This is a genomic window from Pseudothauera nasutitermitis (assembly GCF_004801295.1).
GTDB classification, from domain to species: Bacteria; Pseudomonadota; Gammaproteobacteria; order Burkholderiales; family Rhodocyclaceae; genus Pseudothauera; species Pseudothauera nasutitermitis.
Window position 1 is genome coordinate 452283 of the sequence record NZ_SSOC01000001.1, and the last position, 26474, is coordinate 478756.

Here is a 26474-nt window from a genome sequence, read left to right on the forward strand (position 1 = left end):
GATAAGAGGGGTCAAGAAGCTGCCGCCGGCGCTGCGGCGGGTGGCGTGACAGGGGGCGTGCGCGTCACCACGGGCGCCGGAATGTGCTGGAGCATCAGGACGAGCGGAACCATCAGCAGCGCAACCACGGCGAATACGCGATAAATGTCCGCTGCCGCCAGGATGTTGGCCTGCTGCGCGACCGTGTTGCCCAGTGATGCCCAGGCCGGATCGTTCGATGGCAGGCGCGCCAACAGTTGCCCGGCATTGTCGAGCAGCATTTCCGAATGGAAGCGACTGCGTACTGCCGTGATTTGTCCGATGATGGCGGCGCCGATGGTGGTGCTGAACACACGCACGATGTTCACAAGGCCCGAAAGGAATGGCCCCTCCATTGGCTGTACAACACTCGTCAGCAGGAACAGCAGCGAAACCATCGTCAGTGGCTGTCCGACCATGTGCAGCACTTGCGTCCACAAGAACTGCCGCACCATCCACTCGCTCGTGATGCCGGATGCCAGCCAATTGGCGGCGATCATGCAGAGCAATCCCGCGACGAACACATGGCGCGCATCGACCCATTTCCGATACAGCAGCAGTGCCACGCATGGCCCGAGCAGCAGTTGCGGCAGACCGACGATCAGGCCGAGCGAAGCGCTCTGTTCCATGCGGAAACCCTGGAAATTGGCCATCAGGTTGGCCGGCAGGGTGACGGCGGTGGCCATCGTCATCAGCAGCAATGCGAAGATGATGAAGCCAATCCAGAGGTTGCGCCGCTCCAGCAGTTGCAGGCGGACGAACGGTGCCGGATGGAACCATTCGCTTGCTAGGAACAGGGCCAGCAGCGCACCGCCGGCAACGAACGCAGCGACGATCAGCGGCGAATGGAACCAGTCCAGCCGCACGCCTTGATCCACGCCGACGACCAGCAGCATCAGGCCGGGGATACCCAGGGCCATGCCGAACCAGTTGGCTTGCGGTATGCGCGGCAGGGCCATCGGCATCTTCGGAATGCCCCAGCCGACCAGCGTGGCCGCCACCAAGCCCAGCGGAATCACATGCCAATAGACCCAACGCCAGTCTTCAAGCCGGTCAACCCACTGTGCGGCGAGCCACAAGGCGATGTTCGGCGAGAAGGTGGCGACCAGCGCGAAGATCGCCAAGCCGTGCAGGCGGATGGGCGGCGGCAGGAACCGAAGGCAGGCCATCATCAGCACGGGGATCAGCGCGCCGCCGAGCATGCCGTGAAGTACGCGCAGGGTCAGCAGCAGATGCAGGTCTTGCACATAGGGCATGACCAGCGACAACAGCAACGTGCTGAACAGCATCGTCAGGTGGAAACGGCGCAGCGAGAACGTGATGGCAAACCACGTTGCAAACGGCATCGCGGCCAGTTCGCCAGCGGCATACGCCGTAGTCAGCCAGGAAGCATCGTCCAGGCCGAAACCCAGGGCACCCCGCAAGTCAGGCAGTACCAGGCCGGGTATTCGGCCGTTCAGGCCAGCCACCATCGAAGCCAGCAAGATGCCCAGCAGGCCGACAGCCATGCGCGGGCCGAATCGGGGCTGCGGGGGGCCACCAGGCGGCCCGGCTGGCGGTGTTACTGCCGGCGCTGTCACGATGCGCCTTCCACGATGGCCGGGGCGGCCCGCAATTCCGGCGACCAGCCGCCGCCGAGTGCTCGGTAGAGTGCCACGACTGACAAGGCCGATGCGGTGGCGCAGTCGGTGAGTTCGGCCTGGCTCGCCAGCAGCGAGCGGCGAGCCACCAGTACGGAGGTGAAATCGGCGGTGCCTTGCTGGTAGGCGCGCTGTGCCACATCCAATGCGGTCTGGTTCTGTGTCAGCGCGATCTGCAACTGCTCATGCCGTTTCAGTTCGGTGGCGTAGGCGTTCAGCGCATCGTCCACTTCATGCCAGGCGCGCAACACGGTTTGCTGATACGAGATTCCCGCCAAGCGGTGCCGCGCTTCGCTCAACGCCAGATTGCTCTTGAGCCGCCCGCCCTGGAAGATTGGCAGGTACAGCGTCGGCCCCACGGAAAAGCGCCGGGAGTCCCAACTGCCGAGGTCGGAGAAGTCGAATGCCTGGACGCCCACGCTGCCGGTCAGGCTGATGCGCGGGTAGAAGTCGGCCTTCGCCGCGCCAATGTCGGCAACCGCAGCGCGCAGGCGTGCTTCCGCCTGCAAAATGTCGGGCCGCTGACGGGCCAGTTCAGAGGGCACCCCCACGGGCAAACGCTCGGGCATCGGCGGCAGGCCGGCACTATCGAGACGTGCATCCAGCTCGCGTGGCGGCTGGCCCAGCAACAGTGCCAGCGCGTTCAGGAGCGCGTCGCGCTGCTGTTTCAGTTGCGTCAGGCGGGCTTCGATGCCGGCCAGGTCGGCGCGGGCGGCGGCGGCATCGTATCGGGTCGCTACGCCGTTGCGCTGACGGCTCTCGGTCAGGTTCACCAGGTTCTCGGCAATCCGGCGGTTTTCCTCGACGATGGTTTGCTGTGCCTGGATACCACGCAGCAACAGATAGGTGCGGGCCACGTCACCCGCGACCGACACCTTCACCGCATCCATGCCGTAGGCGCTGGCTTGCAGCCGGGCTTCGGCCGAATCGCTGAGGTAGCGCAGGTGGCCCCATAAATCCAGTTCCCAGCCGGCTTGAAGGCCCATCGACCAGTTGTCCGATGCGCTGGCCGGTGCGCCCAGCGCCGCCATCGGCGAGTTTTCGCTGAGGGCCGAACGCGCGTAGCTGGCATCCGCGGACAGTTGCGGGCGGCGGGCGGCATTAGCCAGTCCCAGTTGTGCGCGGCTTTCCTCGATGCGCGCGGCGGCGGCCTGGAGATCGAGGTTGGATGTGGCGGCCTCGGCCTGCAAGGCCGTCAGCGTGGCATCGCCGAACAGTTGCCACCATTCGGACGGCGCCGGCTCCTCAACCAAGGCGGCTTCATCCGCCACGACCGCCGCACGGGCATGCAGCGCCGCATCCGGCGAAGCCAGCGACGGCTCCCGAACATCGGGGGCCGTCATGCAACCAGCAAGTACCAGCGCCAATGCGGGCGCTCCATGAGCGACCCGGCGAAGTCCCCGGCCTCGAAAAACGCGATCCATAGAAGTCCTCTAGCAATGCGACGCGGGCGGGTGTGTGCGGACGCATGCCTCCCTAGGTCGCTGTACCGAGCGGTACTATACCGATCGGTACTCCGATGCTGCAAGGGATTTCCGTCAAAATTTGAGTCGAAATTGCGACTGTATCAGGATGGCAATGCGGCCGTTTTGCCGAATCTAATACCGTTCGGTATAGTTGCACCTATGTTTTTTTCAGTTGAAAGAGAGCCGATGCTCGCCCCCCTCGCTGCCGAGCAAAACGACAAGCAACTGGCCGTACTGACGGCGGCCAGGAAGGTGTTTCTGGAACATGGTTTCAGTGCCGCCACCACGGACATGATCCAGCGCGCGGCGGGCGTCTCCAAGGCCACGATGTACGCCTGCTTTCCCAACAAGGAAGCCTTGTTTGTTGCGGTGATCGAGCACCTATGCGCGTCGATGACGTCGACATTCAAGGCCATGCGCCCCTCTCCCGGCAGCATCACCAAGACGCTGACCGACCTGGGCATGTCCTGCCTCGATATCGTTCTGTCACCGGACGCATTGGCGTTGAACCGGGTGATAATGGCGGAAGCACCAAGATTCCCCGAACTGGGGCGGCGGTTCTATCTGGCCGGCCCGAAGGTCGTCATCGCCATGATTGCCGAGCAGTTGCGCGAGGCGGTTGAAATCGGAGAAATCAACGTCCAGTCGATCGGCATGGAAGCCGCCGCGACACTGTTCCTGAGCATGATTCGCGCGCAGGCGCAAATGGAGTGTCTGACACACCCTGGCACCCGGCCATCTGCCGCGCAAAAGGACTACTGGGTGCAGATCGCGGTAACGACTTTCCTCGCGGCCTTTGGTGTGGCAACTGCCGCGCCAGTGAGCGCTAAGGATTAGGCAACGCCCATCCACGCTGCCGCCCAATCTCCCACGACACACCACCTCCGCGCACTGTCATCGAGCATCGCATAGCGTCCGCTGGCGATCATGACGGAGCGCCGCTCGGCCAGCCCCCTTTGCGGCCACCCGGCGGCCCGACGGGGCAATCTTGCAGAGAAAGCCGGGTAGCACGGTATCCCGCAGTTCGACAGCGTCCGCCCCTGGGGTTGCGCCGCTTCCACGGCGGTCTTGATGAGCGTGATCTTAGCCATGCTGACTCTTTGGGCAGCCCCGGAATCCAAGTGCCAGCCAGGAGCAGTCAGAGGGGAAACCGGAGCAGGTCGCGGAAAGCGCCGGCATATGGCCGATTCGCACTCCGTCGAACTTCGGTGGTGGAGTCGGCGTGAAACAAAAAACGGGGGCGCCCGAAGGCGCCCCCGCTGCGGTCCGCATGCGGGCCGGGTCAGAGCAGGGCGTCCGACCAGATGTTGCGCGCCCACGAATCGGCGTACTTGCCTTCCAGCTCGTTGGCCGCCGACGAGAGGCCGCCTGCGCCCTGCACCGCCACCAGGGTCTTCTTCTCGGCGTCGTACTTGTGCACCGAGGCCACGTGCACCACGTCGGTGTCGGAGACGAAGCTGTAGCAGGTGTTGGCGATGATCGGGTGGGTGTTCACCGCGCGCCCGGTGAGCAGCGCGATGGCCGCGTCGGCCGCCAGCTTGGCGTGGTTGTTGGCCATGAAGCCGGACTTGGGCATGCCGGGCGCCGACAGGGTGGCGTCGCCGAGTACGTGGATGCCCTTGACCGCCAGCGATTCGGTGGTGATCCAGTCCACGCCGCACCAGCGGTCGTTGGCGGTGATCAGCCCGGCCTGCTTGGCGATGTCGCCGGCGCGCTGCGGCGGCACCACGTTGAGCACGTCGGCCTTCACGTCGCCGTTGATCAGCTTGATGGTCAGACTGCCGGCATCGACCTCGATCAGCTCGCTGTTCGGGCGGTATTCCACGATGCCCGGGTAGCGGTCGTTCCAGGCCTTGGTGAACAGGCCCTTCTTGGAGACGATGTCCTCGTTCGAATCGAGGATCAGCACCTTCGAGCGGGGCTTGTGCTGCTTGAAGTAGAAGGCCACCTGGGCGGCGCGCTCGTACGGTCCCGGCGGGCAGCGGTAGGGCGCCTTGGGGATGTGCAGGGCATACACGCCGCCGTCCGGGATCGCTTCGAGCTGCTTGCGCAGCGCCACGGTCTGCGGGCCGGCCTTCCAGGCGTGCAGCACGCGGGCCTGGGCTTCGGCGCTCTCCAGACCGGGCACCAGGTCGTAGAGGAAATCCACACCCGGGGAGACGATCAGGCGATCGTAGGAGATCGGGTCGCCGGCGGCCAGGCGCACCTGGCGCTTGTCCGGATCGACGGCCAGCGCGGTGTCGCGCACCAGCTTCACACCGTAGCGGCTCTGCAGCGTGTCATAGCCGGTGGTCAGGTCCTCGATCTGGCGGGTGCCGCCAAGTACCAGGTTGGACAGCGGGCAGGATACGAAGGCCGGGTTGCGTTCGACCAGCACCACTTCGATTTCGGGGGCCCACTTGCGGATGTACTTGGCAGCGGTGGCGCCGCCGTAGCCGCCGCCGATGACCACCACGCGGGCGATCGGCTTGCGGGGCGTGGAGGCGCAGGCGGTCAGGGAGAGCGCACCGGTCGCCGCTGCGGCCTTCAGGAAATTGCGTCGATTGAAAGTCGTCATGATCGGTTCCTTGCGGTCACGGGCGCTGGCGCGAGAAATAGGCGGCGAGGCTCTTCAGCTCTTCGTCGGTGTAGCCCTTGGCGTGCTGGTGCATGACCGTGGCCGGACGGGTGCCCTCCTTGAATTCCTTCAGCAGGGTGTAGGCGCGCTCGCTGTCCAGGCCGGCGATGGCCGGAATGCCGGTGGCACTGGCCCCGTTGGTGCCATGACAGGTGGCGCAAGTCGCGGCCCAGGCCCGCACTTGCGGGTCTTCGGCCGCCTGGGCGGCGGTCGCGCCGAGCGCGGCGCCCGCGAACAGGGCCGTGCTCAGGGCCCGTTGGATTTTGGTCATGAGTACTTACTCCTGGCTCGAAAAAGTGGCCGCCGCGCGATGCGGATGGCGCTTCCACGCGGCATTGGCGGCAATCCTAGGGAGCGCTTCGATGGGCGGGAACGAATCATTCCTGCATAACAGCGCAGAAAACACGATAAGTCCTGTGCCGCCCCGTAGCTTCGATCTGATTTTACGGAATATGCATCTCAGAAAATAGTATTGGAGGTTATATCAATAGCGCTGCACAGTGCCTCTCATGCCGCAGCGCACCATTCGGCGCGTGATCGTGGCTGGATCGAGGAGAACGTCGATGAAGGCATTGGTGGTGGGAGCGGACAAGGTGCGCACGATACGCGCCGAACTCGAGCAGACCGCGCACTTGGGCGTGACCCGCACCGAATGCTGGTCCGGCCGCCAGCCGGGCGACGTGCGCCGCTGCATCCCGGCCGATACCCGCGTGGTGGTGGTGCTGTGTGATCGCGTCAATCACAACCTGCTGTTCAGCGTGCGCCGCCAGGCCGAAGGGCGCGGCGTGCCGGTGCTGTACTGCCGGCATTCGGTGGTCGATGTGCGCGAGAAGCTGGCCCGCCTGGTGGTGGCCGATGCCGAGCGCCGCGCCGCCGCGCAGGGCTATGTCGGGCGGTGCGCCTGAAATCCGCGTCCGATCCCCATCGGTAATCCAAGAAGACACAAGAGGAAAGTCATGAGCATTCATTCGGTCAATGTGCGCAACCAGTTCCGCGGGCGCATCAAGGAGATCATCCACGGTCCGGTGGTTTCGGAGATCGACGTGGAAACCCCGCACGGCATCGTCACCTCGGTGATCACCACGCGCTCGGTCGAGGAACTCGGCCTCAAGCCGGGCAGCGAGGTGATCGCACTGGTGAAATCCACCGAGGTGGCGATCGCCAAGATCTGAGCGCCGCGCGCCCCTGCGTTCCGCCTTTCGTTTTTCCCGCATGCCGATGGCCGCTCGCTCGCGCGGGCGGAATCGGTCCGTCCATTGATCTGCCGAAGGAGTCGTGAAGATGAGTTTCCGCAAGTTCCCGCTGTCCCGCCGGGTGGCGCGCGCCGCGCTGGCCCTGGCCGCCGTGCTGGGTCTGACGGCCGCGCCGGCCCAGGCGCAGCAAGCCGGCAAGGAGTTCCGCATCGGCTGGCAGAAGGGCTCCAGCATCGCCGTGGTGAAGGCGCTCGGCTATCTGGAAGAACGCCTGACGCGCGAAGGCGTGGCCGTGCGCTGGATCGAATTCACCGCCGGCCCGCAGATGCTCGAAGGGCTCAACGTGGGCAGCATCGATTTCGCCTCGGTGGGTGAGACGCCGCCGGTGTTCGCCCAGGCGGCCGGCGCCAATCTGGTATACGTGGGCAACGAGCCGCCCGCGCCGCGCGCCGAGAAGCTGCTGGTGCAGAAGGACTCGCCGATCCAGTCGGTGAAGGAGCTGAAGGGCAAGCGCATCGCGCTCAACAAGGGCTCCAACGTGCATTACCTGCTGGTGAAGCTGCTGGAGCGCGAGGGGCTGAAGTATGCCGACGTGGAAGTCGCCTTCCTGCCGCCGGCCGACGCGCGTGCGGCCTTCGAGCGCAAGGCGGTGGATGCGTGGGTGATCTGGGATCCGTTCGGCGCCGCCGCCGAAGCGCAGATCGGCGCGCGCATCCTGGCCGACGGAACCGGCGTGGTGAACAACTACATCTTCTATCTGGCCACCCGCCCGTATGCCGAGAAGCATCCGGAAGTGATCGCCGCGGCCATCGAGGAAGTGAACCGCAGCGGCGCATGGACCGTGGGCAACTACGCCGAGGCCGCACGCATCCTGGCCCCGCAGATCGGCCTCACCCCGGAAGTCACCCAGGTGTCGGTGGAACGCTACGCCTACGGCGTGCAGCCGCTGAGCGCGGACGTGATCCGCCAGCAACAGCAGATCGCCGACGTGTTCTTCGAACTCAAGCTGATTCCGAAGAAGCTCGACGTGGCTTCCGTGGTCTGGCAACCGAAGAAGTAAGCGGAGGGCGCGCGATGAGCGACAAGAAGCTGAACGTGTTCTGGTTCCTGCCCACCCACGGCGACGGCCGCTACCTGGGCAGCGCCCGCGAGGCCCGCGTGGTGGACCAGGCCTATCTGCAGCAGGTGGCGCAGGCCGCGGACAACCTGGGCTACGGCGGGGTGCTGATCCCCACCGGGCGCTTCTGCGAGGATTCGTGGATCGTCGCCGCCAGTCTGATTCCGGTCACCCGGCGCCTGAAATTTCTCGTCGCGCTGCGCCCGGCGACCGTTTCGCCGACCGTGGCGGCGCGCCAGGCGGCCACGCTGGACCGCCTGTCGGGCGGTCGCCTGCTGGTGAACGTCGTCGCCGGCGGCGATGCCGACGATCTGGCCGGCGACGGCATCTTCCTCGGTCACGACGAACGCTACGACCACGCCGACGAGTTCATCGAGGTGTGGAAGCGCGTGCTGGCCGGCGAGACGGTCGATTTCGACGGCCGCCACGTCAAGGTGAAGGGCGCGCGCCAGCTTTTCCCGCCCGTCCAACAGCCGCATCCGCCGCTGTTCTTCGGCGGCTCGTCAGCGCGTGCCCACGATACCGCGGCGAAGCACGTGGAACTCTACCTGTCATGGGGCGAGCCGCCCGGCGACGTGGCGCGCAAGTTCGCCGACGTGCGGGCACGCGCCGAGAAAGAGGGCCGCCAGGTGCGCTTCGGCGTGCGCCTGCACGTGATCCCGCGCGCCACCGAGGCGGAAGCCTGGGCCGCCGCCGAGCGCCTGATCAGCGAACTGGACGATGAGACCATCGCCGGCGCCCAGCAGACCCTGGCGCGCCTGGATTCCGAAGGCCAGCGCCGCATGCGCGAACTGCACGGCGGGCGGCGCGACCGGCTGGAAGTCTCGCCCAACCTGTGGGCCGGCGTGGGCCTGGTGCGCGGCGGCGCGGGCACCGCGCTGGTGGGCGACGGCAAGATCATCGCCGAGCGCCTGCAGGAATACGCCGCCATCGGCGCCGACACCTTCGTGCTGTCCGGCTATCCGCACCTGGAAGAAGCCTACCGTTTCGCCGATCTGGTGTTCCCGCATCTGCCGCTGGCGAACGCCACGGCCGACAACGTGGCGCAGTTGCAGACGCCCAGGCTGGCCAGTCCGTTCGGCGAGATCATCGCCCACGACCGCTTCCCCAAGGCCGCGCAGAGCTGAACGGGCGTTGCGCACGGAGGGAAGAATCGGCATGGCAACGACAATCCAACGCATCCGCCGGAACGGGCTTGCGGACCGCCTGATGCCCTGGGCGGTGCCCGCCGGCCTGCTGGTGCTGTGGCAGGCGGCCGCCCAGCTGGGCTGGCTGTCCACCCGCGTGGCGCCGGCGCCGTCCGACGTGCTGCGTGCCGGCTGGGAACTGGCGTCCACCGGCGAACTGTTCGTGCATCTGTGGGCGAGCTTCGTGCGCGCGGCCATCGGCTTCGCCATCGGCGGCGGGCTGGGACTGCTGTTCGGCCTGCTCAACGGCGGCTTCCGCCTGTTCGAGCGGCTGTTCGACACCTCGATCCAGATGGTGCGCAACGTGCCGCATCTGGCGCTGATCCCGCTGGTGATCCTGTGGTTCGGCATCGACGAGGGCGGCAAGCTGTTCCTGGTGGCGCTGGGCACGCTGTTCCCGATCTACCTGAACACCTTCCACGGCATCCGCTCGGTGGATGCCGGGCTGGTGGAGATGGGGCGCTCCTACGGGCTGTCGAACTGGCAGCTGTTCCGCCGCGTGATCCTGCCCGGCGCGCTGCCCAACATCCTGGTGGGCGTGCGCTATGCGCTGGGTTTCATGTGGCTGACGCTGATCGTCGCGGAAACCATCTCGGCGACCAGCGGCATCGGCTACATGGCGATGAACGCGCGCGAATTCCTGCAGACCGACGTGGTGGTGCTGGCCATCCTGCTGTATGCCCTGCTGGGCAAGTTCGCCGACGTGGCGGCGCGCGCGCTGGAGCGCCGCTGGCTGCGCTGGAACACGGCCTTCCAGCCGAGTTGAGGAATCCGCGATGAGCGCATCCAACGATACCGAACTGGCCCGCGTGGCCGAATCGGCCACCTTTTCCACGACTCGCCCGGACAACGGCCTGGCGGTGCGCCTGGAGGCGGTGGAGCGCCGCTTCGGCGAGCGCATCGTGCTCGACCGGTTGTCGCTCGCTGTCGGCGCGGGCGAATTCATCGGCGTGGTGGGCAAGAGCGGCTGCGGCAAGAGCACGCTGCTGCGCCTGCTGGCGGGGCTGGACGCCGCCGACGGCGGACGCATCGAATCGGACGGGCGCAAGCTCGCCGGCGAGGGTGGCGACGTGCGCATCATGTACCAGGACGCCCGCCTGCTGCCCTGGCAGAGCGTGGCCGACAACGTCGCCCTGGGCCTCAAGGGGCGCCGCCGGCAGGTGCGCGCCCGCGCGCTGGAGGCGCTCGACCAGGTCGGCCTGGCCGACCGCGCCGACGAATGGCCCAGCCGCCTGTCCGGCGGCCAGCGCCAGCGCGTGGCCCTGGCGCGCGCGCTGGTGCATCGCCCGCGCCTGCTGTTGCTCGACGAGCCGCTGGGCGCGCTGGACGCACTCACGCGCATCGAAATGCACCGGCTGATCGAACGCATCTGGCGCGAGCACCGCTTCACCGCCGTGCTGGTGACCCATGACGTGAGCGAGGCGGTGGCGCTCGCCGACCGCATCGTGCTGATCGAGGACGGCCGTGTGGCGCTCGACCAGGAGGTGGCCTTGCCCCGGCCGCGCGCACGCGGCGACGCCGCCTTCGCCGCGCTCGAAGGGCGCGTGCTGGATCGCCTGCTCAACGTCCAGGCGCTCAATCCGCGCAACCAGATCCGCGGGCGGGTCAAGGCGATCCGCGTGGATGAAGTGCTCGCCGAGATCGAGATCGAGGCCATCGACCGTTCCGGCAGGCGCGACGTCCTGGTGTCCACGCTCACCGCGCGCAATCTGCGCGAGCACGCGCTGGAAGTCGGCGCCGAGGTGCTGCTGGTGGTGTTCAAATCCAACGAAGTGGCGCTGGCCACGCCCCTTTGAGATGAAACGGCCCCCACGCTCACTGCGTTCGCTGCCCCCCGAGGGGGTGTCAGTACGCTTGAGACGGCTCGGCGCATACTGACATGGTCGCGCCGCCCCCGCCCGGGTTCTCCCTCCCCGAACCGGCCTCTCTCCCTTCACGCGCCGGCGGCGGGGCGGCGCACCTCGCGCCCGAAGGCGTGGCGGCCTATTTCCGCCGCGCCGGCACGCCCGGCGGCGGTGCCGAGGGCCTGTACGAAACCGGCGCCGGCACCGGCGGGCGCTTCGCCGGCCTGCGCCTGAGCAGCGCCTTCCAGCCGCTGCTGTACGCCCACAGCCTGCTGCCCGCCGCGCACGAGGCGCTGCTGCGGGTGGAGGACGGCCAGGGGCGGGCGCTGTCTCCGGCCGATGCATTCGCGCGTGCCGCCGATGCCGGCGAGATGGTGTATCTCGACCGCCTGTGCCGGATGATCCACGTGCTCAACTTCGTCCGCCAGCGCGCGCCGGACGACGACCTCTACCTCAACGTGCATGGCGGCCACCTGCTGGGCGTGGCCGGCGGGCACGGCAGCACCTTCGAGATGCTGCTGCGCCATTGCGCGCTGAGTCCGCGCCGCGTGGTGCTGGAGATCATCGAGGCCGGCATCGACGACATCGGCCATCTCAGCGAGGCGGTGGACGCCTACCGCGCGCGCGGCTACCGCGTGGCCATCGACGATTTCGGTTGCCAGCACTCCAATTTCGACCGCCTGTGGCGGCTCTCGCCCGACATCGTCAAGCTGGACCGCAGCCTGGTGGTGCAGGCCACGCTCAATCCGCGTGCGCGGCGCATGCTGCCGCGCCTGGTGGAACTCATCCACGAACTGGACGCCAGCGTGGTCTGCGAGGGCATCGAAACCCCGGAGCAGCACGCCCTGGCCATCGACGCCGGCGCCGATCTGCTGCAGGGCTTCCTGTACGCGCGGCCAGCGGCGGACTTGTTCCAGTCCCGCTCGGGGCTGGCGCTGGTCGGCGGCTGAGGGCGTAAAAAAGCCGGCCCAGGCGGGGCCGGCTGCTTTGGGAACGCCCCGGCTCAGGAGAGCAGGACGTCGAGCCGGGCGAGCGGGTGGCAGGCGTAGGCCTGGATGCCCCAATGGCCGTCCTGCAGGGTCACCACGTAAAGCGCGCGGAAATGGCCTTGCGGGCCATCGGCCTCCTCGTCGCGGCGGAAGCTCACCGCGATGTGCAGGCGCTCGGTGGTGGCGTGCAGCAGTTCGCGCTCTTCCCAGGGGGAGTGGTCCCAGGCGTCGCAGCCGAAATCCGTTCCCGCGGCGGCGTTCTCCCACACGCGCAGCTGGCCGTGGGTGAGGTGCACGTGCGGGTAGTTCAGCGTGGCGTTGCGGGCCTGTGCGTCGCCGTTGTGCAATGCGGCCAGAAAGGCATCCAGGCAGGCATTGCCGGCGGCGATGGCGGCGAGGGTCGCGGGGTCTTCCGATGATTCGACGGAAAACGCGGAGAGCGGTGCGGAAACGGCGGCAAGGGCGGTCGTGACCATGACAGACTCCGGATGGAAGGCGATGTGGTTGACGCTAGCGTTTCGATCGGCGGGAAGCAACGAATTTATGTTGCAATGCAAAAATTTCACACGGATGAAGCGCAGTCAACGGGTCCATCGGCCAGTGCCGTGGCGGGATGCGCACCCGAGTCGCTATGGCGTTGCCGGCGGGGTGTCGGTGCCGTAGCGGAAATCGCAGTGCGGAGCGCCCTGCATGATGGTCTGCGTGCGGCTGAACTTCACCTCCGGCGCGAAGCCGGCGATGAACGCCGCGTCGCGGTTGCAGGACAGCAGGTGGCCGATCTTGCCCAGGCCCAGCGCGCGGTACATCTCGGCGTAGCGGCAGCGCGTGACGTCGAAGTCGAAGCGCCGCGCATCCTGTTTGCGCACCTCGACTTCCAGTGCGCCGTCGCGCGTCCACAGCGGCTGGATGGCGATGAAGCCTTGCAGCGTGCCGCCGGCCGGCTCGCGCGCGGCCATCTCGCCGGCGGCGCGCACGGCGGCGGCGGTGACCGCCTCGTCGATGATCGCGCCGGCGCGTTCCTCGCCCAGTTCGCGTTCCAGGATGTCGTAGATCGGCTTGATGATCTCCGCCTCGATGCGGCGGCGCACCAGGATGCCGAGGTCGGCGGGAATGGGCGGCAGGACGTCGGCGGATGGGGGGGCGGTCGTGCTCATGCGGCGCTTCCGGTGTGCTGCGCGGCGTCGAGCGGCAGGAGCTGGCGGGTGAGCTGCACCCAGTAGCTGGCGCCGACGGAGAGAATCTCGTCGTTGAAATCGTAGCCCGGATTGTGCAGCAGACAGCCCGAGGCGCCCGGGCCGGCGCCCAGCCAGATGTAGGCGCCGGGGCGGGCCTGCTGCAGGAAGGCGAAGTCCTCGGCGCCCATCGACGGCACCGGGTCCAGATCCACGCGTTCGGCGCCGACCAGCGCGGTGGCCGCGGCGATGGCCTGTTGCGTGGGTGCGGGGGCATTCACGGTGGGCGGGTAGCGCCGCTCGTAGCACACCGCGGCCTGGATGCCGAAGGTGGCGGCGATGCCCTGGGCGATCTCGCGGATGCGGCGTTCGGCCAGATCGCGCACCGCCGGGGTGAAGCTGCGCACGGTGCCGCGCAGCACCACGTTTTCCGGCAGGACGTTCCAGGTGTCGCCGGCGTGCAGCTGGGTGACGCTGACCACCAGCGCGTCCAGCGGGTTGATCTCGCGGCTGGCGATGGTCTGCAGCGCGCCCACCAGCTGGCCGGCGGCCACCGTGGCGTCGCGCCCCAGGTGCGGCATGCCGGCGTGCGCCCCGCGCCCCGTCAGGGTGATCTCGAAGATGTCGTAGGCGGCCATCTGCGGGCCCGTGCGGATGGCGAAGTAGCCTTCCGGCAGGCCCGGCCAGTTGTGCAGGCCGAACACGCTTTCGATGGGGAAGCGCTCGAACAGGCCTTCCTCGACCATCACCCGGCCGCCGCCCTCGTTTTCCTCGGCAGGCTGGAAAATCACCGCCACGGTGCCGGCGAACTCGCGTGTTTCGGCCAGGTGGCGGGCGGCGCCGAGCAGCATGGTGGTGTGCCCGTCGTGGCCGCAGGCGTGCATCTTGCCGGGCACCCTGGAGCGGTGCTCGAACTGGTTGGCTTCCTCGACGTGCAGGGCGTCCATGTCGGCGCGCAGGCCGATCCACGGCCCCGGCGCCTTGCCGGGGATGACGCCGACCACGCCGGTCCTGGCCAGCCCGGTGTGCACCTCGATGCCGAAGGAGGCCAGCAGTTCGGCGACGAAGGCGCTGGTGCGCACTTCCTCGAAGGCGGTTTCCGGGTGGGCGTGCAGGTGGTGGCGCCAGCCGCGCATGGTTTCGTGCAGGGCGGTGATCTCGGGCAGTACGCTCACTGGACGGCCCTCCCGTCGCGATGCGACGCCCTCCCCGGGGGAGGCGGAGCGCCCCCTTCGGGCGGCCGGGCGGGGGCGCTCTGGGCGATCCTCACTTCGCGGGCGTCGCGCCAGCGGTAGCGCAGCAGCTCCAGCGGTGCGATCCGGTGCAGCAGGCCGTGCAGCGGCAGCGGGCGCAAGGGGGTGACGGGCAGGTCCAGTTCGGCGGCCGGGCGGCCTTCCACGGCCTGCACCAGCACCGGGCCGCTGGCCACCGCCAGGGCCACGCCGCGGCCGTTGAAGCCGCCCAGGGTGAACAGGCCGGGTTCGGGGTTGTGCAGGCGGGGCAGGAAATCGGCGGTCATGCCGACCAGGCCGTCCCAGGCGTATTCGAAGCGCAGATCCTCGCCGAGTGCCGGGAACAGGCTGCGCAGGCGCTGGCGCACGTGGCGCTCCAGGCGCCGCCGCCAGTCGTGGGTGAGCACCAGCGCGCCGCCGGACACCAGGCGGCCATCCACCGTGGGGCGGGCGAAATGCAGGTCGCCGTGGGTGTCGGACAGCGCGTGGCCGCCCGGCAGCGCGCCGGCGCGCTGGGCGTCGTCGAGTACCGTGGTGGCGAGCTGGAAGAAGCGCACCGGCACCACCGAGCGGCGCAGGCGCGGCAGCAGGGCGTCGGTGTAGGCGTCGGTGGTGAGGATGACGCTGCGCGCGCGCACGGCGCCGTTGGCGGTATCCACGTGCCAGCCGCTTTCGTCGCTCCGCAGGGCGGTGGCGGGGGACTGGCCGTGCAGGCGCGCGCCGGCGGCCTGCGCGGCGCGCGCCAGGCCGCGCACCAGCTTGAGCGGATTGACGTGGCCGCCGTCGCGCGCCAGCCAGGCGCCGTGGTAGATCGGCGAGCCGGTCAGCGCGGCGGTTTCCCCGGCATTCAAAAACGCCACGTTGGCGCCCAGCGCGTCCCACTGCTCGAAACGCTCGCGCGCCTGGCGGGCGCGTCCCGGGGAGTGTGCGGGTTGCAGCCAGCCGTTTTGCACGGCGTCGGCATCGATGCCGTGGCGGCGCGCGAGTTCGAAGGTGAAGGCGGCGGAGCCGGCCACCAGCCGGGCGAAGCGCTCGCCGGCCTGGTCGCCGAACTGCGCGCGCAGATCGTCCGGAAAGGCGCGGCTGAGCGCCGGGATGACCATGCCGTTGTTGCGCCCGGCGCCGCCGTGGCCGGGTTCGCCGGCTTCCAGCACGCTGACGCGGTGGCCGGCCTCGGCCAGATGCAGCGCGGCCGACAGCCCGGCGTAGCCGGCGCCGACGATGGCGACGTCGGCCTGCTCGCTGCCTTCCAGCGCCGGGGCATGGGGCGCCGGCGGGGACGAGGCGTTCCACAGGGTGGTTTCAAGCGGGGTTAGATTGATGGCCATTGGAGGCGGATCTCCATGCGTGGGTGGATCACGCTGCGTCGCGCACCACAGACCGTTCCGCCAGCGCCTCGCCGGGCGGGTTCCAGTGGCGGCCCGGCACGGCGGCGAGCAGATCGCGGGTGTAGGGGTGTTGTGGGTCAGCGAAGACCTGTGCGGCCGGGCCGTGCTCGACCACCTGGCCGTTCTTCATCACCGCGATGCGGTCGCAGATCTGTGCGGCCACGCGCAGGTCGTGGGTGATGAACAGCAGCGACAGGCCGAGGCGGGTGCGCAGGTCGGCGAGCAGGGCCAGCACCTGGGCCTGCACCGAGACGTCGAGCGCGGAGACCGGCTCGTCGGCGACCAGCACGCGCGGCTGCAGAGCCAGCGCGCGGGCCAGGCCGATGCGCTGGCGCTGGCCGCCGGAGAATTCGTGCGGGAAGCGCCCGGTGGCTTCCGGGTCCAGGCCGACCAGTTCGAACAGTTCGCGCGCGCGGCGCAGGGCCTCGCGGCGCGGCACGCCGTGCACGATGGGGCCCTGGGCGACCAGGTCGCCGACGCGCTTGCGCGGGTTGAGCGAGCCATAGGGGTCCTGGAACACCATCTGGATGTGGCGCGAGTGTTCGCGCAGCGCCCGCCCGCGCAGGCCGGCGAGGTCGATGTCGCCCAGCCGGATGGCGCCGCCGTCCGGTTCCAGCAGGCGGACGATGCAGCGCGCCAGGGTGGATTTGCCCGAGCCGCTTTCGCCGACGATGCCCAGCGTGCCGCCCTGGGGCAGTTCCAGCGTGGTCTCGCGCACCGCGTGCACCACGCGCCGGCCGGTGAACAGGCCGCCGCTGCGGTAGGTCTTGGAGACGCCTTCGACGCGCAGCGCCGCCGCGGCGCTGACCGCGCGTTCGGGCGGCGGGGTGAGCGGCGGCACGGCGGCGATCAGCGCGCGGGTGTAGGGATGGCGCGGGGCGTGCAGGATTTGCGCGGCCGCGCCGTGTTCGACCAGCACGCCGTGCTGCATGACCGCCACGCGGTCGGCGATCTCGGCGACCACGCCGAAGTCGTGGGTGATGAACAGCACCGCGGTGCCGCGCCGTTCCTGCAGTTCGCGGATCAGCTTGAGGATCTGCGCCTGGGTGGTGACGTCCAGCGCGGTGGTCGGTTCGTCGGCGATCAGCACGCCGGGTTCGAGCGCCAGCGCCATGGCGATCATCGCGCGCTGGCGCTGCCCGCCGGAAAGCTGGTGCGGGTAGGCACGCGCGGCGGCCGGCGGGTCGGGGATGTGCACGTCGGCGAGCAGGGCCAGCACGCGCTGTTCGATCTCGCGCCTGCTCAGGCGGGTATGCGCGCGGAACATCTCGCCGATCTGGTCGCCGATGGTGCGCAGCGGGTTCAGCGCGGTCATCGGCTCCTGGAAGATCATGCCGATGCGCGCGCCGCGAATGGCGCGCAGCTCGGCCGGCGCCAGTTCGAGCAGGTTGCGCCCGTCGAATTCGATGCGCCCGCTTTCCGCGCGCACGCGCTCGGGCAGCAGGCCGAGGATGGCGCCGGCGCTCATCGACTTGCCGGAGCCGCTTTCGCCCACCACGCAGAGGATTTCGTTGGCGCGCAGGTCGAGGTTCAGGTGCCTCAGCGCGTGGCTGCGGTCCGCGCCCGGGGGCAGGGCGACGCTGAGGTCCTGGATGGAAAGGACGGTGCTCATCGCGGTGCCTATCGGTTTCTCAGTCGGGGGTTGAGCGCGTCGTTGAGGCCCTGGCCGACCAGCGAGACCGCCAGCACGGTGAGCAGGATGGCCACGCCGGGAATCGCCGACACGTACCACTGGTCGCGCAGCACGCTGCGTCCGCCGCCGATCAGGTTGCCCCACGAGGGCACGTTGGGGTCGGACAGGTTGAGGAAGGCCAGCGCGCTTTCCAGCAGGATGGCCACCGCCATGATCACGCTGGCGTACACCACCACCGGCGGCAGCGCGTTGGGCAGGATCTCGCCGAAGATCAGGCGCAGGTCGCCCAGCCCCAGGGTGCGCCCGGCCTGCACGAACTCGCGGTTGCGCAGGCTGAGGAATTCCGCGCGGGTCAGGCGCGCGGCGGGCGGCCAGGAGACCACGCCGATGGCCACGATGATGGTGTTCAGCTCGGAGCCGAACACCGCCACCAGCACCAGCAGCAACAGGAAGTTGGGCAGGATCTGGAAGGCTTCGGTGATGCGCATCAGCACGTCGTCGACCACCCCGCCGTAATAGCCCGACAGCGCGCCCACGACGATGCCGATGAGGATGGCGATCAGCGTGGCGACGAAGCCGATCACCAGCGACACGCGCGCGCCGTGGAAGATCTGCGCGGCAATGTCGCGCCCGCTGTGATCGGTGCCCAGCCAGAAGGCGGCGTTGGCGAACGGCCATTGCAGCGGCCGTCCGGCCAGCCCGAGCGGATCGTCGGGGAACAGCAGGCCGGCGGTGGCCGCCAGCGCCAGCACGGCGGCGAGCAGCAGCAGGCCGATGGCCGCCGCCGGGTTGCGCAGGTAGTCGCGGATGAACTGCATGTCAGTACGCGCTGAGCCGCCTCAAGCGTACTGGCTCCCCCTTGGGGGGCAGCGAACGCAGTGAGCGTGGGGGTCGTTTCATCTTCAGTGCTCCCCGCTGATGCGCGGATCGAGCTTGGCGTACAGCAGATCGACCACGAAGTTGATGAAGATCACCAGCAGCGCGGAGACGAACACCACGCCGAGCAGGGTGTTGAGGTCGCGCTGCATCACCGATTCATAGGCCAGCCGGCCCAGGCCGGGCAGGGCGAAGACGCTTTCCACCACCACCGAGCCGCCCAGCATGGTGCCGGCCTGCAGGCCGATCAGGGTGACCATGGGCAGCAGGGCGTTGCGCAGCACGTGGCGTACCACCACGGCGCCCTCGGCGAGGCCCTTGGCGCGCGCGGTGCGCACGAAGTCCAGCGTGGACACCTCCAGCATCGAGGCGCGCATGATGCGCAGGTAGATGGCCAGGAAGATCAGCGCCAGGGTGAGCGTGGGCAGCACCAGATGGCGCAGCGTATCGACGAACAGCGCCCAGCCCTGCAGCCCGCCGCCGATGGTGCCGAAGCCGCCGGCCGGCAGCCAGCCCAGGTACACGGCGAAGAAGAACATGCCCATCAGCCCGAACCAGAACGACGGGGTGGCGTAGAACACCAGGCCCAGCGTGGAGATCAGCGTGTCCGGCCAGCGGTTGACGCGGCGCGCGGCAAGGATGCCCAGCACCATGCCGGCGGCGAACGCGAAGGACAGCGCGGAGCCCATCAGCAGCAGGGTGGCCGGCAGGCGCTCGACGATCACGTCGATCACCGGCTTGCCGTAGATCGCCGAATGGCCCAGGTCCAGATGCACCAGGCGCCACAGGTAGTCGGCCAGCCGCGCGCTGGTGGATTGGTCCAGCGCGTAGTGGCGGCGCAGTTCCTCGATCATCGTCGGGTCGCCGCCGCCGACCTGGGCGACCAGCGCATCCACGGTGTCGCCCGGGGCCAGCTGCAGCAGCAGGAACAGCCCGGCCAGGATGATCAGCAGGGCGGGCAGGGCGGCGAGCAGACGCCGCCCTGCCAGGGTGAGCAGACGCATCGATTCCGTGCCTCAGGCGGTGAGCCAGGTGTCGTGCCAGCTGCTCGACGGCCAGCGCGCGGTGTTGTGGCCGTTGTGCACCTTCTTGCTGACCACGGAATAGAAGTCGCGCTCGATGGCGAACCAGATCGGGAACTGCTCGTCGATCTCGCGCACCACCTCGGCGTACAGTTCGCGGCGCTTGGCCGGATCGATCTCGGAGGCGGCGTCCTCGATCAGCGTGTCCACCTTCTCGGACTTCCAGCCGTACTGGTTGGTCCACGGCGAACCGGCCGGGCTGCCGGAGTGCAGCCACACCGTGGTGGATACCGCCGGGTCGCCGCGGTACTGGTGCCAGCCGGTGGCGATGTCGAAGTTGTGTTCCTTGTACACCGCGGCCAGCGAGGCGGCGTAGTCGAAGTTGGTGATTTCCACGCGGATGCCCACGGCGGCCAGCGACTGCTGGATGAAGGTGGCGAACAGCGGCACGTCCTCGCCGTTCTGGATCGGCACCAGCTTCAGCGTGAAGCGCACGCCGCCCGCGCCGCGCCGGTAGCCGGCCTCGTCCAGCAGGGCCTCGGCGCGCGCCTTGTCGAAGGGGTAGGCCACCTTGGCGTCCTTCGGATAGAAGGCGGTGGAGGTGGACGGAATCGGCCCGGTGCCCGGCCGGCCCTGGCCGTACAGGAAGTTCTCGATGAAGAAGGGGATGTTGATGGCGTGGGCGATGGCGCGGCGCACGCGGATGTCGGCGATTTCCTTGCGGCGGAAGTTGAATTCCAGCGTGTTGTTGAACTGGTTGGCTTCCAGGCCCTTGGCGGTGACCTCGAAGTCCGGGTTCTTGGAGAGGCGGTCGAGATCGGCCAGCGCCAGCTGCGAATAGGCGCTCAGCTGCACCTGGCCGGTTTCCAGCGCGGCGGTGGCGGCGCTGCGGTCGGTGATGATGCGCCACACGATGCGGTCCAGATAGGGCTGGTCCTTGCGCCAGTAGTCCGGGTTGCGCTCGGCGATGATGTACTGGCCGCGCTCGTACTGCACGAAGCGGTACGGGCCGGTGCCGATGGGCGCGGTGTTGGCGGGGTTCTCCAGCACGTTGGTGCCCTCGAACACATGGCGCGGCACCACGTAGCCCAGGTCGGCCAGCGCGCGCAGCAGCAGGTCCAGCGGAATCGGGCGGGAATAGCGGAACACCGCGGTGTGCGCGTCGGGCGTATCCACGGCTTCCAGGTTCTGCTGCAGGCCGGTGGAGAAGTTCAGGTGCTTCTTCCACAGCTCCAGCGCGTTGTACTGCACGTCGGCGGCGGTGAACGGCTTGCCGTCGTGCCACTTCACGCCCTCGCGCAGCTTGAAGGTGATCGTCTTGCCGTCCTTGGAGGACTCCCACGCGGTGGCCAGCTGCGCAACGATCTTGCCGTCGGCATCCAGGTCGACCAGCGATTCGATGATCTTGCTGGTGACGATGTACACGCCGGTGGAAGCGCGCAGCGAGGGGTTCAGGATGCGTTGTTCCGAAGCCAGGTGGACGTTCAGCACGCCCCCCTTGCGCGGCGCGCCGGCTTCGGCGCGCGCATGGGCGAAGGGCGGAAAGAACGCCGAGGCGGCCAGCGCGCCGGAGGACAGCAGAAGTTCGCGACGGGTGAGTTTCATGGTGCGGACGGCTCCGTTTGAATGGATGAACGGCGCCGAGTGTAGGAGGGTGCGGAGCACCGGCGGAACTGAGGAAAACTGCGTTCGTTATCACTTGCGCCGGGGGTGGACGCGTGGGGAAGTGGCTTCGGAATTCCATTCGAGAATGAAAATGGTGGTTATCCGAAATAAAACTTGTCACAGATAGGTCCGCCCGCTGGCGAATCCGGCGGGGCAGACACGGTCGACCGCGACCGCAAAGCCGTGAGGCGCCCTGGGGCGTTTTGCTTTGTACCGGCGGGCAGGACCTTTTGGTGACACGGAGGACCTGCCAGGTGGCGGTCCTGTCACCAAAACGGTAGAGTCCGCCTTGGTGACAGACAGATTCATCGAGCAACTGCGTTTGTCACCATTCTAGGAGCACACAATGGCCGCCATCACTTTCGACACGCTGAAATACGTTGAGCGCCTCAAGGCCGCCGGCCTGCCCGAGCAGCACGCCAAGGCCGAGGCCGAAGCCCTGCGCGATGCGCTCGGTGATCTGGTCGAGATGCGAAGCCTCGCCACCAAAGAAGACGTCAACGTGCTTAGAGCCGAGATCGAAACCAAAATCTCCGACGCCAAGGCCGACATCATCAAGTGGATGGCCGGGCTGTTGCTCGCCCAGGCTGGACTGGTGACCGCACTGGTCAAACTGATCGGATAATTGGTGACACGCCCAGGCCGGCGCCGGCCCGGCCGAGGACAAACCTGTCACCAAAAACGAACGCCCCAGCGATGGGGCGTTTTGCTTTTTTGGTGACACCGCGGTGGATCTCGAGGATCTGTTTGTCACCAAAAGGCATGGTTTTGGTGACGCCGGCAACTCAACTGCGCCACGTTTTGCTTTGTACCTGCGGGCAGGACTGTTCACTCAGTTTCAGTCGGTTCCGTCCCCCAACACCTTGTAGAGCGTGACGCGATTGGTGGCTTCGTTCAGCATCAGCGTGATCAGTGTCTGCTGGGCGGAGTAGAGGGTACGCTGCGCGCTCAGCGCTTCGAGTGAGCTGTCAACGCCTTCGCGCCAGCGCGCATCGGCCAGTGTGTGGCTGCGCTGGGTTGCCTCGACCAACGCGCGCTGCGCCGCCAGGCGCTCGTCGATACGGGCGCGTTCGTCGAGCGCATCGGCTACCTCGCGGAAAGCCGTCTGGATGGCAAGTTCATACTCGGCCACCGAGATATCGCGCGAGATCGTGGCCACGTCCAGTTCCGCGCGCAGGGCGCCTGCGTTGAAGATCGGTACGGTGATGCTGGGCACGAAGGACCAGATGCGCTGCGCCCCGTTGAACAACGCCGACAGCGAACTGCTGCCCACGCCAGTCGAGGCAGTCAGGGATACGCTGGGAAAGAAAGCTGCGCGCGCGGCGCCGATATTGGCATTGGCCGCTTTCAGGTTGTGCTCGGCCGCCAGCACGTCCGGGCGCTGCAGGAGGACGCTGGAAGACAGGTGCGCAGGGATGGGCGCCAGCGCGACCAGGATGTCGAAGGCGTCTTGCGGCACCGGCAGCAAGGCGTCCGGCACCGGCGCGCCGACCAGCAGGCTCAATGCATTGCGGGCCTGGGCCAGGCTGGTATCGTAGCTGGCGACGTCCGCGCGGGCGCTCTCCACACTGGCCTGTACCGAGGCCAGATCCACGCCCGAGACCATGCCTTCCTGATGGCGGAAGCGGGTCAGCGCCAGCGAGCGCTGCTGGCTCTGCAGCGTTTGCTGCGCCAATGCCGATTGCTGCTGGTAGGCCGCCATCGACAGCCATTGCCCGGCCACTTCGGCCAACAGGCTCAGGCGTGTGCTGCGCTGGGTCTCTGCGGTGGCCAGGAACGTCTCCAGCGCTTCGTCACGCAGGCTTTGCACGCGGCCGAACAAGTCCAGCTCCCAGTTGCTGAGGCCGACTTCGGCCGAGTAGCTGCGCGTGGTGCCGCCGCTTGTGGTACGTGCTGCGCTCTGGCCACCGGCGGCCTGGATGGAGGGCCACTGCTCGGCGCCCTGGATGCGGTACTGCGCGCGCGACTTCTCGATATTGAGCACGGCTACGCGCAGGTCGCGGTTGTTGGCCAGCGCCAGATCCACAACCTGCTGCAGGCGCGGGTCGATGAAAACCTCGCGCCATGGCCTCAACCCGGCATCGGCACGGTCCAGGCCGGCACTGCCGGTGGCATCGGCTTGCGATGGCGTGGAAAAGTGCCCGGGCACCGGCGCTTCGGGGCGCTGGTACTCGGGCGCCAGGCTGGCGCAGCCGGCCAGCGCCAGGGCGCAGTACAGCGCGGCGACGCGCGAAGCGGGCGCGACAGGCATCATCATTGGCTCACCTCCTCATGCGCCCTGTCGCCGTGCTGGCGGGGTTTTCCGGGAAACAGACTGCGCACGATCACATAGAACAGGGGCACGAAGAACACGCCCAGGAAGGTCGAGGCCAGCGTGCCGCCGAACACGCCAGTGCCCAGCGAGTGCCGCCCGCCGGCACCGGCGCCGCTGCTGACCACCAGCGGCAGCACGCCGAGCAGAAAGGCCAGGGAAGTCATCAGGATCGGCCGCAAGCGCATGCGCGCCGCCTGCAGCGTCGCCTCGATCAGCGACAGACCCTTTTCCTCCAGCTCCTTGGCGAACTCCACGATCAGGATGCCGTTCTTGGCCGCCAGGCCCACGGTGGCCAGCAGGCCGACCTGGAAGTACACATCGTTGGAGAGGCCGCGCAGCGAGGTCAGCAGCACCGCGCCGACGATGCCGATGGGGACGGCCAGCATCACCGAGAAGGGCACCGACCAGCTCTCGTACAGTGCCGCCAGGCACAGGAACACGAACAACAGCGACACAGCGTACAGCAGCGGTGCCTGTGCGCCGGAGAGCTGCTCCTGGTAAGACAGGCCCGACCATGCATAGCCCATGCCCGCAGGCAGTTGCCCCACCAGTCGCGCCATTTCGCTCATGGCCGTGCCGGAGCTGACGCCGCTGGCGGCTTCGCCGGTGATCTCCATTGAGGCCGAGCCGTTGAAGCGCGCCAGCGACGCCGGCGCATGGCGCCACCCGCTGGTGGCGAAGGCGTCGAACGGCACCATCTGGCCCTGGCTGTTGCGCACCGACCAGCGCTGGATGTCCTGCGGCAGCATGCGCGTGTCGGCCTGGCCCTGCACGTACACGCGCTTGATGCGGCCGCGGTCGATGAAGTCGTTCACGTACGAGCCGCCCATGGCGATCGACAGGGTATCGTTGATGTCGCCGATGCTCAGGTTCTGCGCGGCGGCCTTGGCGTCATCGATGCGGATGTCGAAGGTCGGCGCATCCTCGGCGCTGCCGTAGCGCACGTTGCTGACCGAGGGATTCCCGGCGGCCCAGGCCAGCAGTTGTTGGCGGGCCGCCACCAGGGCGTCGTGGCCGGCGCCGCCCAGGTCCTGCAGTTGCAGGGTGAAGCCCGAACTCTGGCCCATGCCGGGAATGCCGGAGGGCGCCATGGCGAAGATCTCGGCGTCCTTGACGCTGGACATGGCCATGCTGATGCGCATGCCGATCTCCTGTGCGTTGGCCTCGCGCAGCGACCAGTCCTTGAGCTTGACGAAACCCATGCCGGCGTTCTGCCCGCTGCCGCCGAAGCTGAAACCGGCCACCGCCATGATGGATTCGACTTCGGGCTGTTCGAGCACGTAGCCGGAAAGCTGCTCCATGGTGGCCAGGGTCAGCTCCTGCGTGGCGCCGGGCGGCAGCTTGACCTGCACCATCAGCATGCCCTGGTCTTCTTCCGGCAGGAAGGCGGTGGGCAGGCGCCAGAACAGCACCGCCAGTGCACCGACCAGCAGCGCATAGCCCAGCAGTCCCAGGCCGCGCCGACCGAGCAGGCTGTGCACGCCATCATGGTAGCGGCCGTTGGCGCGGTCGAACCAGCGGTTGAAGGCGGCAAAGAAGCGCCCCAGCGGCCCGCGCGGCGAGACCTCGCCGCCCTGGGGCACATGCTTGAGCAGGCTGGCGCACAGGGCGGGCGTGAGCATGATGGCCACCAGCAGCGACAACAGCATGGCCGCGGCGATTGTTACCGAGAACTGGCGGTAGATCATGCCGGTGGAGCCGCCGAAGAAGGCCATCGGCACGAACACCGCGGTCAGCACCAGCGCGATGCCGATCAGTGCGCCGGTGATCTGGCCCATCGACTTGCGCGTGGCCTCGCGCGGCGACAGGCCTTCCTCGCGCATCACGCGCTCGACGTTCTCGACCACGACGATGGCGTCATCGACCAGCAGGCCGATGGCCAGCACCATGCCGAACATGCTCAGCGTGTTGATCGAGTAGCCCAGCGCGGCCAGTACGCCGAAGGTGCCCATCAGCACCACCGGCACCGCGATGGCGGGGATCAGCGTGGCGCGCCAGTTCTGCAGGAACAGGTACATGATGAGCACCACCAGCGCGATGGCTTCCAGCAGGGTCTTGGCCACTTCCTGGATGGAAATCTCCACGAAGGGCGTGGTGTCGTAGGCGATCGCGTAGCTCAGGCCGGCGGGGAAGAACACCGACAACTCCTTGAGTCGCGCATCGACGGCCCTGGAGACGCTCAGTGCATTGGCACCGCTGGCCAGCTCGATGCCGATGCCTGCGGCAGGCTTGCCATTGAAGGCGCCGACCTGCTCATAGTCCTCGCTGCCCAGTTCCACCGTCGCCACGTCGCCCAGGCGCACCAGGGCACCGCCGCTGTCGGCCTTGAGCACGATCTGGCGGAACTGCTCGGCGGTCTGCAGGCGGCTGCGCGCCGAAATGGTGGCGTTCAGGCGCTGGCCCTGCACCTGCGGCAACGCGCCCAGCGCGCCCGAGGACACATCGCTGTTCTGCACCTGGATCGCGCTGGACACGTCGCTGGGCATCAAGTCGTAGGTACGCAGCCTCTCGGGGTCCAGCCAGATGCGCATCGCGTACTTGGAGCCCATCACCCGCACGTTGCCCACGCCCGAGACCCGGCTGATCGGGTCCTGCAGTGTGGAACTCATGTAGTCGGCGATGTCGGTGCGGTCCATGCTGCCGTCCTCGGAGAAGAAGGCCAGCACCATGAAGATGTTGCCCGAGGACTTGCTCACCGTGACTCCGGTGTTCTGCACCGCATCGGGCAACATGGATTCGGCCTGCTGCAGCTTGTTCTGCACCTGCACCTGGGCGGTGTCCGGGTCGGTGCCGGATTCGAAGGTCAGCGTCACCCGCGCGCTGCCCGAGGACGAACTGGTCGACGACATGTACATCAGGTTGTCCAGCCCGGTCATCTGCTGCTCGATGACCTGGGTGACCGAGTTCTCCACCGTCTCGGCCGAGGCGCCGGTGTAGCTGGCGCTGATCGACACCGATGGCGGCGCGATGTCGGGGTACTGCTCCAGCGGCAGGGTGGTGATGGACAGGATGCCCGCCAGCGTGATGACGATGGCGATCACCCAGGCAAAGATCGGGCGGTCGATGAAAAAGCGTGACATGGGGCGCTGCGCTCCGTGCGA

The 26474-nt window shown here is 68.0% G+C and carries 23 protein-coding genes; 9 read left to right on the forward strand and 14 right to left on the reverse strand.

What is annotated here, in order from left to right; all coding sequences use genetic code 11:
* Window positions 1-11: 11 nt before the first annotated feature.
* Together E6C76_RS02165 and E6C76_RS02170 are read right to left on the reverse strand one after the other, a co-directional pair.
* Window positions 12-1526, reverse strand: coding sequence for an MFS transporter (locus E6C76_RS02165; protein WP_136346617.1), 1515 nt, complete (start codon window positions 1524-1526; stop codon window positions 12-14).
* 68 nt (window positions 1527-1594) lie between these two features.
* Window positions 1595-3025, reverse strand: coding sequence for an efflux transporter outer membrane subunit (locus E6C76_RS02170; protein ID WP_211090077.1), 1431 nt, complete (start codon window positions 3023-3025; stop codon window positions 1595-1597).
* Window positions 3026-3310: 285 nt separating this feature from the next.
* Here E6C76_RS02170 and E6C76_RS02175 point away from each other — a divergent pair, with 285 nt between their 5' ends.
* Window positions 3311-3961, forward strand: a complete 651-nt coding sequence (locus tag E6C76_RS02175; RefSeq protein ID WP_136346619.1) for a TetR/AcrR family transcriptional regulator — start codon at window positions 3311-3313, stop codon at window positions 3959-3961.
* Between the two features lie 445 nt (window positions 3962-4406).
* Here the strand turns inward: E6C76_RS02175 and E6C76_RS02190 are convergent, their stop codons facing one another.
* Window positions 4407-5681: an FCSD flavin-binding domain-containing protein gene (locus E6C76_RS02190; protein ID WP_136346621.1), complete on the reverse strand. Its 1275-nt coding sequence runs from the start codon at window positions 5679-5681 to the stop codon at window positions 4407-4409.
* A gap of 16 nt (window positions 5682-5697) precedes the next feature.
* Window positions 5698-6012, reverse strand: coding sequence for a c-type cytochrome (locus tag E6C76_RS02195; protein WP_136346622.1), 315 nt, complete (start codon window positions 6010-6012; stop codon window positions 5698-5700).
* A 292-nt stretch (window positions 6013-6304) separates the two neighbouring features.
* Between E6C76_RS02195 and E6C76_RS02200 the strand changes: the two genes are divergently transcribed.
* The 7 genes from E6C76_RS02200 (at window position 6305) to E6C76_RS02230 (ending at window position 12032) form a co-directional block, all read left to right on the forward strand.
* On the forward strand, window positions 6305-6646 hold the full coding sequence (locus tag E6C76_RS02200) for a DUF2325 domain-containing protein (protein WP_136346623.1): 342 nt from the start codon (window positions 6305-6307) through the stop codon (window positions 6644-6646).
* A 51-nt stretch (window positions 6647-6697) separates the two neighbouring features.
* Window positions 6698-6913, forward strand: coding sequence for a TOBE domain-containing protein (locus E6C76_RS02205; protein ID WP_136346624.1), 216 nt, complete (start codon window positions 6698-6700; stop codon window positions 6911-6913).
* A gap of 109 nt (window positions 6914-7022) precedes the next feature.
* The gene (locus tag E6C76_RS02210; protein ID WP_136346625.1) at window positions 7023-7994 is read left to right on the forward strand and encodes a sulfonate ABC transporter substrate-binding protein; all 972 of its coding nucleotides are present in this window, start codon (window positions 7023-7025) and stop codon (window positions 7992-7994) included.
* A 14-nt stretch (window positions 7995-8008) separates the two neighbouring features.
* Window positions 8009-9178 carry an FMNH2-dependent alkanesulfonate monooxygenase gene (gene ssuD, locus E6C76_RS02215; RefSeq protein WP_136346626.1) on the forward strand — a complete coding sequence of 390 codons (1170 nt, stop codon included), beginning with the start codon at window positions 8009-8011 and terminating at the stop codon, window positions 9176-9178.
* Between the two features lie 31 nt (window positions 9179-9209).
* Window positions 9210-10004, forward strand: a complete 795-nt coding sequence (ssuC, locus tag E6C76_RS02220) for an aliphatic sulfonate ABC transporter permease SsuC (protein WP_136346627.1) — start codon at window positions 9210-9212, stop codon at window positions 10002-10004.
* Between the two features lie 10 nt (window positions 10005-10014).
* The gene (locus E6C76_RS02225; protein ID WP_136346628.1) at window positions 10015-11034 is read left to right on the forward strand and encodes an ATP-binding cassette domain-containing protein; all 1020 of its coding nucleotides are present in this window, start codon (window positions 10015-10017) and stop codon (window positions 11032-11034) included.
* Window positions 11035-11117: 83 nt separating this feature from the next.
* Window positions 11118-12032 (forward strand): EAL domain-containing protein, encoded by a 915-nt coding sequence (locus tag E6C76_RS02230; protein ID WP_136346629.1) that lies wholly within the window; start codon window positions 11118-11120, stop codon window positions 12030-12032.
* Window positions 12033-12085: 53 nt separating this feature from the next.
* Here the strand turns inward: E6C76_RS02230 and E6C76_RS02235 are convergent, their stop codons facing one another.
* From E6C76_RS02235 to E6C76_RS02270, 8 genes are all read right to left on the reverse strand, one after another.
* Complete coding sequence (locus E6C76_RS02235; RefSeq protein WP_136346630.1) at window positions 12086-12547, reverse strand: hypothetical protein; 462 nt, start codon at window positions 12545-12547, stop codon at window positions 12086-12088.
* Window positions 12548-12700: 153 nt separating this feature from the next.
* The gene (locus E6C76_RS02240) at window positions 12701-13225 is read right to left on the reverse strand and encodes an L-2-amino-thiazoline-4-carboxylic acid hydrolase (RefSeq protein ID WP_136346631.1); all 525 of its coding nucleotides are present in this window, start codon (window positions 13223-13225) and stop codon (window positions 12701-12703) included.
* Window positions 13222-14418 (reverse strand): M20 aminoacylase family protein, encoded by a 1197-nt coding sequence (locus E6C76_RS02245; RefSeq protein ID WP_330999995.1) that lies wholly within the window; start codon window positions 14416-14418, stop codon window positions 13222-13224. Before E6C76_RS02245 ends, E6C76_RS02240 begins: the two co-directional genes overlap by 4 nt.
* Window positions 14415-15803, reverse strand: a complete 1389-nt coding sequence (locus tag E6C76_RS02250; protein ID WP_136346632.1) for an NAD(P)/FAD-dependent oxidoreductase — start codon at window positions 15801-15803, stop codon at window positions 14415-14417. Before E6C76_RS02250 ends, E6C76_RS02245 begins: the two co-directional genes overlap by 4 nt.
* A gap of 28 nt (window positions 15804-15831) precedes the next feature.
* The gene (locus E6C76_RS02255) at window positions 15832-17475 is read right to left on the reverse strand and encodes an ABC transporter ATP-binding protein (protein WP_136346633.1); all 1644 of its coding nucleotides are present in this window, start codon (window positions 17473-17475) and stop codon (window positions 15832-15834) included.
* An 8-nt stretch (window positions 17476-17483) separates the two neighbouring features.
* Window positions 17484-18314 (reverse strand): ABC transporter permease, encoded by an 831-nt coding sequence (locus E6C76_RS02260; protein ID WP_136346634.1) that lies wholly within the window; start codon window positions 18312-18314, stop codon window positions 17484-17486.
* Between the two features lie 84 nt (window positions 18315-18398).
* Window positions 18399-19376 carry an ABC transporter permease gene (locus E6C76_RS02265; protein WP_136346635.1) on the reverse strand — a complete coding sequence of 326 codons (978 nt, stop codon included), beginning with the start codon at window positions 19374-19376 and terminating at the stop codon, window positions 18399-18401.
* Between the two features lie 12 nt (window positions 19377-19388).
* On the reverse strand, window positions 19389-20999 hold the full coding sequence (locus E6C76_RS02270) for an ABC transporter substrate-binding protein (protein WP_136346636.1): 1611 nt from the start codon (window positions 20997-20999) through the stop codon (window positions 19389-19391).
* A gap of 406 nt (window positions 21000-21405) precedes the next feature.
* Here E6C76_RS02270 and E6C76_RS02275 point away from each other — a divergent pair, with 406 nt between their 5' ends.
* A complete protein-coding gene (locus tag E6C76_RS02275; RefSeq protein ID WP_136346637.1) occupies window positions 21406-21684 on the forward strand; it encodes a DUF1640 domain-containing protein in 279 nt (92 codons plus the stop codon).
* 213 nt (window positions 21685-21897) lie between these two features.
* Here the strand turns inward: E6C76_RS02275 and E6C76_RS02280 are convergent, their stop codons facing one another.
* Window positions 21898-23316 carry an efflux transporter outer membrane subunit gene (locus tag E6C76_RS02280; protein ID WP_330999996.1) on the reverse strand — a complete coding sequence of 473 codons (1419 nt, stop codon included), beginning with the start codon at window positions 23314-23316 and terminating at the stop codon, window positions 21898-21900.
* Entirely contained in the window at window positions 23313-26453 is a 3141-nt protein-coding gene (locus tag E6C76_RS02285; RefSeq protein ID WP_136346638.1) for an efflux RND transporter permease subunit, read from the reverse strand. Before E6C76_RS02285 ends, E6C76_RS02280 begins: the two co-directional genes overlap by 4 nt.
* Window positions 26454-26474: the final 21 nt, after the last annotated feature.

Excerpts from the sequence above, each read along its gene's own strand:
- E6C76_RS02165 (WP_136346617.1), bottom strand. The coding sequence starts at position 1,526 with ATGGCTGTCGGCCTGCTGGGCATCTTGCTGGCTTCGATGGTGGCTGGC.
- E6C76_RS02175 (WP_136346619.1), top strand. The coding sequence starts at position 3,311 with ATGCTCGCCCCCCTCGCTGCCGAGCAAAACGACAAGCAACTGGCCGTA.
- E6C76_RS02190 (WP_136346621.1), bottom strand. The coding sequence starts at position 5,681 with ATGACGACTTTCAATCGACGCAATTTCCTGAAGGCCGCAGCGGCGACC.
- E6C76_RS02195 (WP_136346622.1), bottom strand. The coding sequence starts at position 6,012 with ATGACCAAAATCCAACGGGCCCTGAGCACGGCCCTGTTCGCGGGCGCC.
- E6C76_RS02200 (WP_136346623.1), top strand. The coding sequence starts at position 6,305 with ATGAAGGCATTGGTGGTGGGAGCGGACAAGGTGCGCACGATACGCGCC.
- E6C76_RS02205 (WP_136346624.1), top strand. The coding sequence starts at position 6,698 with ATGAGCATTCATTCGGTCAATGTGCGCAACCAGTTCCGCGGGCGCATC.
- E6C76_RS02210 (WP_136346625.1), top strand. The coding sequence starts at position 7,023 with ATGAGTTTCCGCAAGTTCCCGCTGTCCCGCCGGGTGGCGCGCGCCGCG.
- ssuD (WP_136346626.1), top strand. The coding sequence starts at position 8,009 with ATGAGCGACAAGAAGCTGAACGTGTTCTGGTTCCTGCCCACCCACGGC.
- ssuC (WP_136346627.1), top strand. The coding sequence starts at position 9,210 with ATGGCAACGACAATCCAACGCATCCGCCGGAACGGGCTTGCGGACCGC.
- E6C76_RS02225 (WP_136346628.1), top strand. The coding sequence starts at position 10,015 with ATGAGCGCATCCAACGATACCGAACTGGCCCGCGTGGCCGAATCGGCC.
- E6C76_RS02230 (WP_136346629.1), top strand. The coding sequence starts at position 11,118 with ATGGTCGCGCCGCCCCCGCCCGGGTTCTCCCTCCCCGAACCGGCCTCT.
- E6C76_RS02235 (WP_136346630.1), bottom strand. The coding sequence starts at position 12,547 with ATGGTCACGACCGCCCTTGCCGCCGTTTCCGCACCGCTCTCCGCGTTT.
- E6C76_RS02240 (WP_136346631.1), bottom strand. The coding sequence starts at position 13,225 with ATGAGCACGACCGCCCCCCCATCCGCCGACGTCCTGCCGCCCATTCCC.
- E6C76_RS02250 (WP_136346632.1), bottom strand. The coding sequence starts at position 15,803 with ATGGCCATCAATCTAACCCCGCTTGAAACCACCCTGTGGAACGCCTCG.
- E6C76_RS02255 (WP_136346633.1), bottom strand. The coding sequence starts at position 17,475 with ATGAGCACCGTCCTTTCCATCCAGGACCTCAGCGTCGCCCTGCCCCCG.
- E6C76_RS02260 (WP_136346634.1), bottom strand. The coding sequence starts at position 18,314 with ATGCAGTTCATCCGCGACTACCTGCGCAACCCGGCGGCGGCCATCGGC.
- E6C76_RS02265 (WP_136346635.1), bottom strand. The coding sequence starts at position 19,376 with ATGCGTCTGCTCACCCTGGCAGGGCGGCGTCTGCTCGCCGCCCTGCCC.
- E6C76_RS02270 (WP_136346636.1), bottom strand. The coding sequence starts at position 20,999 with ATGAAACTCACCCGTCGCGAACTTCTGCTGTCCTCCGGCGCGCTGGCC.
- E6C76_RS02275 (WP_136346637.1), top strand. The coding sequence starts at position 21,406 with ATGGCCGCCATCACTTTCGACACGCTGAAATACGTTGAGCGCCTCAAG.
- E6C76_RS02280 (WP_330999996.1), bottom strand. The coding sequence starts at position 23,316 with ATGATGATGCCTGTCGCGCCCGCTTCGCGCGTCGCCGCGCTGTACTGC.
- E6C76_RS02285 (WP_136346638.1), bottom strand. The coding sequence starts at position 26,453 with ATGTCACGCTTTTTCATCGACCGCCCGATCTTTGCCTGGGTGATCGCC.